General features: G+C 38.4%; 7 protein-coding genes. 4 read left to right on the top strand and 3 right to left on the bottom strand.

Features of this window, described 5'->3' with window-relative positions:
* Nucleotides 1–357: 357 nt before the first annotated feature.
* From ACQKOF_RS09740 to ACQKOF_RS09730, 3 genes are read right to left on the bottom strand one after another with little or no spacing between them, the layout of a single operon-like run.
* Nucleotides 358–855: a CcdC family protein gene (locus tag ACQKOF_RS09740; protein WP_427556020.1), complete on the bottom strand. Its 498-nt coding sequence runs from the start codon at nucleotides 853–855 to the stop codon at nucleotides 358–360.
* Between the two features lie 22 nt (nucleotides 856–877).
* Nucleotides 878–1264, bottom strand: a complete 387-nt coding sequence (locus tag ACQKOF_RS09735; RefSeq protein WP_427556017.1) for a response regulator — start codon at nucleotides 1262–1264, stop codon at nucleotides 878–880.
* Nucleotides 1265–1298: 34 nt separating this feature from the next.
* Nucleotides 1299–2009 (bottom strand): cytochrome c biogenesis CcdA family protein, encoded by a 711-nt coding sequence (locus tag ACQKOF_RS09730; RefSeq protein ID WP_427556014.1) that lies wholly within the window; start codon nucleotides 2007–2009, stop codon nucleotides 1299–1301.
* 440 nt (nucleotides 2010–2449) lie between these two features.
* On the opposite strand from ACQKOF_RS09730, the gene ACQKOF_RS09725 reads away from it, so the two are divergent.
* The 4 genes from ACQKOF_RS09725 (at nucleotide 2450) to ACQKOF_RS09710 (ending at nucleotide 6220) form a co-directional block, all read left to right on the top strand.
* Complete coding sequence (locus ACQKOF_RS09725) at nucleotides 2450–3178, top strand: FadR/GntR family transcriptional regulator (protein ID WP_427556011.1); 729 nt, start codon at nucleotides 2450–2452, stop codon at nucleotides 3176–3178.
* 166 nt (nucleotides 3179–3344) lie between these two features.
* Nucleotides 3345–4061 carry a (Fe-S)-binding protein gene (locus tag ACQKOF_RS09720; RefSeq protein WP_427556008.1) on the top strand — a complete coding sequence of 239 codons (717 nt, stop codon included), beginning with the start codon at nucleotides 3345–3347 and terminating at the stop codon, nucleotides 4059–4061.
* 15 nt (nucleotides 4062–4076) lie between these two features.
* Nucleotides 4077–5504, top strand: a complete 1428-nt coding sequence (locus ACQKOF_RS09715; protein WP_427556006.1) for a LutB/LldF family L-lactate oxidation iron-sulfur protein — start codon at nucleotides 4077–4079, stop codon at nucleotides 5502–5504.
* A complete protein-coding gene (locus ACQKOF_RS09710) occupies nucleotides 5504–6220 on the top strand; it encodes a LutC/YkgG family protein (protein ID WP_427556003.1) in 717 nt (238 codons plus the stop codon). Before ACQKOF_RS09715 ends, ACQKOF_RS09710 begins: the two co-directional genes overlap by 1 nt.
* The last annotated feature ends 18 nt before the right edge of the window (nucleotides 6221–6238 follow it).

Below are 6238 nucleotides of genomic sequence, written 5' to 3'. Positions count from 1 at the left end.
CTATCCGTCACTTCGGCAATCCTATCCGTCGCTCTGTTTTCTATCCGTCACTTCGGCTCTTCCATCCGTCGCTTTTGCCTCTCATTCCGTCGCTCGGACGACTCTATCCGTCACTTCGGCAATCCTATCCGTCGCTCTGTTTTCTATCCGTCACTTCGGCTCTTCCATCCGTCGCTTTTGCCTTTCATTCCGTCGCTCGGATGACTCTTTCCGTCGCTCCGGCAATCCTATCCGTCACTCTGTTTTCTATCCTTCACTTTGGCTCTTTCATTCCGTCACTCGAACCGCTCTATCCATCAGCCAAACTATGCTCAATAAAAAAACTACACTAGATGAAATCTCTAGTGTAGTTTCCCATTAAATATTTTTCAGCGGAATTGTTTTTTTGATTTTTATAAATTGAATAAGCATCGCGATTCGCCAAGGGAGTAACATAGCGAACGCTAAAATCCAAAACATTCCTGCTAACTCACCAACGTCAATGGAGCTGCTTAATATCATTTTTGCAATTACACGGAACACTAACAATCCGATTAGTATAAAAACGAATGCTTTTGAACGTTTTAAATAAATATCTTGACCTTTTACTTCAAATTTAGAAGTAGCAATTAAGATTGTCGAGAACACCATGCCGACTGCTACCGCTTCTAAAATTTGCATGGGTGGTACTCGGAATTGTTCGAATAAAAACATTAACGCACCTGAAGACATCGCTATAGGTGGAATGATAATTTTCTTCTCATTTGTCGGTTTCTTAGACGCTCGCATACGTATAACCATGACAAAGGTACCCATAAAAATGGCCATTATGGTCGAACCTATTACATAATAGTGAGAAGGGATATTGCTAAACATAAAAAGTCCTCCTCTAATGTCATTAACAATTTTGTCCAAGTAATTGATCAACAACAGCTTTTAATCTTTCTGGTTCAAAAGGCTTTGTGATAAAATCTTTCGCACCACTTTCAATTGCTTCCACAATTAATTTTTGTTGTCCTAAAGCTGTAATCATAATTATTTTTGCATCTGGAAATTCAGGGATGATTTCTTTTACTGCTGCAATACCTGTCATAACGGGCATTGTTACATCCATCGTTACAAGATCTGGTTGTAACTCACGATACATAGCCACAGCTTCCTTACCATTTGCTGCCTTACCGACTACCTTATAACCCCATTCAGTAAACATATTACTTATTGCAACACGCATAAAGAGCGTATCATCCACTACTAAAACTGTAGGCACATGTTCATCTCCCTCCACGTTAAGGTACGGTATGCCTCTTTAGTTTAGCAGATTAGAAGCCTGTAAATCCACCGAAAATAGGCTCTAAAATGCGTGTTATATACGTTAATCCATCAAAGAATAACAATACACCAACGACAATCATAATATAACCGCCGATTTTTACAATTTTTTGGCTGTGTGTACGAATCCAAGTCATACGTGCTATAAAGAAAGATAAGACGAAGAACGGAATCGCAAAACCTAAATAATAAGCTAACATATAGCTAAATCCTGCGGTTGGATTTGCACTTGCTAATGCAATGATCGAAGCTAAAATTGGACCTGTACAAGGCGTCCAGCCAGCCGCAAAGGCTATGCCGATTAATACCGATCCAAAATAACCCGATGGTCGGTTTTTAAATTGGAATTTTCGGTCCTTCATTAAAAAGTCAATTTGTAGTAATCCCACAATAATTAAACCAAATACAACGATTAAAATGGCTCCAACCTGACGTAATAATGTTTTATAATTAAGGAAGAACTCTGCTGCTAATGATGCACTTAGACCAATCAAAATAAAGATGATTGAAAATCCTAGTAAAAAGAACAGGGTGTGCAAAACTGCACGCTTTTGCATCATACCTCGTTCCGATTTTAGCTCATCTAATGACATACCTGTTATGTATGATAAAAATGCTGGATATAGCGGTAGAGTACATGGTGAAATAAAGCTTAAAAACCCTGCACCTAAAGCTAAAAATACGTTAATATCAGTTTCCATATTTTCTCACTCGCTCCCTACAGTTACTGTCTCCATCGTACCAAAAATCACTGTAAATTGCGCCCTTCCTGTTTGTGAACGTTTCATGGCAAAAAGGTGCTGAAAAAGTGAAGTTCCATCATATTTTCATACAAATTTAATTTTCATACCTTATTACATCAACGTGCATTTGTTAATGTACTTTTGCATTATGCTCCCCCTCGTTTTATCTGTCAACAAAATTCACCATAATTCTACAATTCAAGTTATGTCCTTCTAAGCAAATCCAAAAGGCACTAGCAACAGAGCTATGGTGGGCCGTTACCTGCCGCTTCTTGCAGAGTTGTAGTACCCTTTTTTATTTACATAAAGATTTACTGTTAATAGTGAGTAAATTACTTTCCTTCATGTATAATAAAAAAACAATAGAGCAATTGATAGAGATAAATGAGGTGTAGTCCTTGGAATTTAAAAAAATTAAACCGAAAAAAATATATGAGGAAGTATCAGAAATCCTCTATGAAAAAATTAGAGCTGGCGAGCTGAAGCCTGGTGATCGACTTGATTCAGTGGAACAACTAGCTGAACAATTACAAGTAAGCAGATCTGCCATTCGAGAAGCTCTTTCCGCTTTAAAAGCAATGGGGCTTATTGATATCAAACAAGGTTCAGGTACATTTGTTAAAAGTAATCAATCCAAACAGCTCGATTTCCCCTTATCAACTGCCATTTTAACAAATAAGAAAGATATCTCACATTTGTTAGAAGTACGTAAAATTATCGAAGTAGGTACAGCGGCTAGCGCAGCCATTCATCGAACAGAAGAAGACATACAGTCAATGATGCAAATTTTAGATGAGATGAAACGAGTACAAGGAGATGGAGAGCTAGGAGAAAAAGTGGATTTTCAATTTCACGCGGCCATTTCTGCAGCATCTCAAAACCCTCTACTTACAACTATATTAGACCAGGTTTCAGGTTTAATGATCGAAACGATGAAAGAGACACGCCGTATTTGGTTGTACTCTAAAAAAATTACAAGTGAAAAGCTGTATGATGAACATATGCAAATTTTCCTCGCGATTAAACAGCAAAATGAAGAGCTTGCAAAACATGCTATGGCTTCGCATTTAAGTAATGTGGAAAAGGTTTTAATGCAATATTTTGAAACAACTGAATCTATGAAATAACAGCAGCTGCCTAGGTTTTATTATAGGCAGCTTTCGAATTTTTTGAAAATTAATAATAAACACCTTTTATTCATCTGAACAGTTGTAGTATTATAAAAACTAAGTCATCAGATGACCTGTTGATTAGTTTTTTGAGGGATAATAGAGACAAAAAGGAGCGATTCTCATGAAAGTTACACTTTTTGCTACTTGTTTAGTTGATATGTTTCAAGGTGATGTAGGAAAAGCCGTTGTGGAAGTTCTCGAAAGGCTCGGCTGTGACCTAGACTTTCCTGAAAATCAAATTTGCTGCGGGCAACCTGCCTACAATAGTGGCTATGTAAAAGAATCTAAAAATGCTATAAAAAAAATGATCACAACTTTTGAACATGCTGAATACGTCGTCTCCCCTTCTGGTTCCTGTGCTTATATGTTTAAGGAATATCCAGAAGTGTTTAAGGGAGATTCTGTTTGGGAGCCAAAAGCGCGAGCATTGGCAGATAAAACATATGAATTTACAGAGTTTATCGTAGATGTATTAAAGGTAGAGGATGTAGGTGCACATTTAGAGGGCAAGGCCACTTATCATACTTCCTGTCATATGACACGTCTACTCGGTGTTACAGATGCACCTTTTAAATTATTAAATCAAGTTAAAGGTTTACAGTATGTGGAACTCCCAGGAAAAGATCGATGCTGTGGATTTGGCGGAACATTTTCAGTAAAAATGGGCAATATTTCTGGAGAAATGGTCAATGAGAAAGTACAAAATGTTGAAGAAACAGGGGCAGACATTTTAATCGGAGCCGATGCAGGTTGCTTAATCAATATTGGTGGCCGAATTAACCGACAAGGTAAGCCTATTAAAGTCATGCATATTGCGGAAGTATTAAATTGCCACTAGGAGGGGGTAAAAGAAATGTCCATGAAAACAAGTGATGAACGCTTTAACCATCGAGTATCGAAAGAATTAGAAAATACGTTTATGCGCGGAGCTGTGTCAAGCGCACAGGAGCGCTTTCAAACACGTCGGCTAAAACAAGCTGATGAGCTCGGACATTGGGAGGAATGGCGCTCTCACGGAGAAGAAATTCGAAAGCATGTGTTAGCGAACTTAGATTATTACTTATATCAGCTAAGTGAAAACGTCTCTAAAAGAGGTGGACATGTTTACTTTGCGCAAACAGCGAAAGAAGCGACAGACTATATTCAAAGTATCGCTAAAAAGAAAAATGCTGCTAAAATTGTGAAATCAAAATCTATGGTGACGGAGGAAATTGATTTAAACGCCGCTTTAGAAAAGCTCGGGTGTGAGGTCATTGAAACAGATCTTGGAGAGTACATTTTGCAAGTAGATGATCACGAGCCACCATCTCATATCGTTGCCCCTGCTTTGCATAAAAATAAGGAGCAGATTCGTGACATTTTTAAAGAAAAACAAGGTTATGAGAAAACTGAAAATCCTGAAGAATTATCTCTATATGTACGTGAAAAATTAAGAAATGAATATTTAACAGCAGACATTGGCATCACAGGCTGTAACTTTGCTATTGCCGAGAGTGGCTCGATTACGCTCGTGACAAATGAAGGGAACGCAGATCTAGTAACAGCCTTGCCGAAAATACAAATTACGGTAATGGGGATGGAAAGAATTGTTCCTACATTTGAAGAGATGGAAGTGCTAGTAAGCTTATTAACAAGAAGCGCAGTTGGACAAAAGCTAACAAGCTATATTACTACATTAACGGGGATCAAAGATGAAGGTGACACAGATGGACCAGAGGAATTCCATTTAGTAATCGTTGATAATGGACGTTCTGATATTTTAGGCAGCGAATTCCAGCCTATTTTACAATGTATTCGCTGTGCAGCTTGTGTTAACGCTTGTCCTGTTTATCGACATGTTGGCGGGCATGCTTATGGTTCTATCTATTCTGGGCCAGTAGGTGTCGTTCTTTCGCCATTATTAGGCGGCTACGAGGATTTTAAAGAGTTACCATACGCCTCCACATTATGTGGCGCCTGCACTGATGCTTGTCCTGTCAAAATACCGTTACATCAGCTTATTCATAGACATCGCCAAGTAATTGTTGAAAACGAAGGTAAAGCTCCTGTATCAGAAAAGCTATTAATGAAGGCCTTTGGTTTAGGTGCTTCCTCTCCTACCCTATATAAAATGGCGACAAAAATGGCTTCACCAGCAATGGCCCCATTCACAAAAGATCAGAAAATTTCAAATGGCCCAGGCCCACTAAAAGCATGGACGGAAGCTAGGGATTTTCCAGCCCCCAATAAAGATAATTTCCGTAACTGGTTTAAACACCGCCAAAGAGGAGGCGATGAATAATGACAGGTACTATTGAAAATAGAGAAGGATTTTTAGCAAAAATTGCGAAACAGCTTGGACGTGCACCAAAAACAGAAATTGTACGACCGACATGGCAATATCACCCACAAGATCGCGTTCTAACGGATGCAACAAAAGATGAGTTAGTAGAGGTTTTAGTTGAACAATGCAAAAATATTCATACGGATATAGTCATTTCAAATACGGCTAACCTTCCTGCAGATTTACAAAAAGTAGTTAAAAATTATGGAGGCCATTCGGTTATAACATGGAAAGATGAGCATTTTAAAAGCTATGGTCTATCATCATTGATGACCGAGCAATGGCCTCAAGAAAATATTCAGCTATACGAATGGGATTCGGAGCAGCCAGAGGAAAATATTCGACAGGCTGAAAAAGCTAACATTGGTATTACAATTAGTGAAATAACATTAGCAGAATCAGGAACTGCTGTACTTTTTAGTGATAAGGATAAAGGTAGATCGGTTAGCTTTTTACCAGAGAAGTCTATTATTTTAATTCCTAAAAGCACCATCGTTCCACGAATGACTCAAGCAGCTCGTTGGATTAGCGAAAAAGTCAGAAGTGGCGAGCAAATTGCATCCTGCATCAACTTTATAACAGGACCAAGTAATTCTGCAGATATCGAAATGATTCTTATTGTTGGAGTACACGGACCAATTAAAGCAACTTATATTGTGATTGAGGATCAGTAAATCAATTTCGCCTTGGCT

The organism is Lysinibacillus sp. NPDC093190 (genome assembly GCF_050280425.1).
Classification (GTDB): domain Bacteria; phylum Bacillota; class Bacilli; order Bacillales_A; family Planococcaceae; genus Lysinibacillus.
This window is presented reverse-complemented; position numbering and strand designations above follow the sequence as displayed.

Coding starts and splice junctions, on each gene's coding strand:
- ACQKOF_RS09740 (WP_427556020.1), bottom strand. CDS start 855: ATGTTTAGCAATATCCCTTCTCACTATTATGTAATAGGTTCGACCATA.
- ACQKOF_RS09730 (WP_427556014.1), bottom strand. CDS start 2,009: ATGGAAACTGATATTAACGTATTTTTAGCTTTAGGTGCAGGGTTTTTA.
- ACQKOF_RS09720 (WP_427556008.1), top strand. CDS start 3,345: ATGAAAGTTACACTTTTTGCTACTTGTTTAGTTGATATGTTTCAAGGT.
- ACQKOF_RS09715 (WP_427556006.1), top strand. CDS start 4,077: ATGTCCATGAAAACAAGTGATGAACGCTTTAACCATCGAGTATCGAAA.
- ACQKOF_RS09710 (WP_427556003.1), top strand. CDS start 5,504: ATGACAGGTACTATTGAAAATAGAGAAGGATTTTTAGCAAAAATTGCG.